We start from the raw sequence: 1,336 nt of genomic DNA on the forward strand, positions 1-1,336 counted from the left end.
ATGTTGCGCTGTTTGTGGGCGAGGAAGATATTGCTGCTCTGCAGAAAAATAGCGTCCTTGTCCGCCGTACACACCTAATTCAAGAAGCGTGTTTAGCTCTTGTTGATTCTCAATTCCCACTGCTATGATTTTGGTTTTGCTGTTCGCCGCTGCACCTAGCATACTGCGGACAAAAAGCTGGTTCTCATGTCGCTGATCGATTTTTGCTACCAAGCTGCGATGAAGCTTGAGATAACGAATGTCCACTTCTTTTAGGTAGTGAGTGCTGACGATGGTTCGTCCCGCTTGCCCCACCATGAGATGGCATCCCAAACCGGCCAGCATTTTAGCGACTGGTCGCATAAAGTCTAAGTGTCTTACAAATTGTGCTTCCACAAACTCAAAATTGAGACACTTTCTCTGCTCGCGTGACAACTGTAAGAGTTCATCACGAAACCACTTGAAGTATTCGCGACTCGAAAAAGGCGTCACATTTAGATTTAGAGCATAATTTTTAGAGCTGTCAAAATTCTCTTTAAAGTCTTTTAAGAATTTATGAAGTACAGCTCTATCCATTTGAGCTTCATAGCCCACTTGTCTGATAGCAGAGATGAACCGGGACGCTTTAACAATGCCATTTTCAGGATCCCGAATTCGACATGTTAACTCTTCGTGCAAGGCTTTTTTATGCGTCGCATCACTTATTGAGTGAACCGATTGTGCGTAGAGTATCACATTTTCTGATGTAAGTGCCGTATCAAATAACGTACGCCATCTCACACTTCCGCGCGCTTCTTCATCGTGGTTCCATTTCTTAAAACGGCTCCAGTTATTGTTGTTTTGTAGCTGCGCACTTCTGAGTGCCGTTTCCGCCTCATCAATAATTTGGCTGTGTCGCTCTCCCTCTTTGTACATAGTGATACCAATATGGCACCAGTTGTCGGGGTCGAGCGGATCTGGCGGCGTAAGTTTCTCTAGTTGACGAATACATTGTGAGGCCAAGTTGGCAACATCTTTGGCGCTTTGATGAGGTAAGAACAGTGCAAAATCGGCATCGTAATAACGAGAGAACACCACGTCTGGGTAACGCTGCACTAAATTGGATAACAAGCTGCCGACTTCAACAATAAACTCGTCGGTGATTTGCTTATCTTGCTCTTCTTCCACGAGCTTCCAATCTTGAATACGAATCAGCAAGACCGCGCCACGTGCGCCACTCTCTAAAAGAGCCGATTCCAGCTTGCTATCAAAGAGCACTCGATTGGCTGTTCCAGTGAGCTTATCGAGAAAAGTTTGAGTGCGGATAAAGGTATCAAAGCGGCTGCGCTCCTGACGCGCATCCTGTAATTCTTCGATC

1 protein-coding gene is annotated in these 1,336 nt (G+C 45.6%); it reads right to left on the minus strand.

The window, feature by feature from the left end:
- Nucleotides 1-1,336 (minus strand): EAL domain-containing protein (locus tag R7Q47_RS24795; RefSeq protein ID WP_318089932.1); only part of this gene is annotated, 1,336 nt, incomplete at both ends.

This window comes from Vibrio sp. Vb0349 (assembly GCF_033338975.1).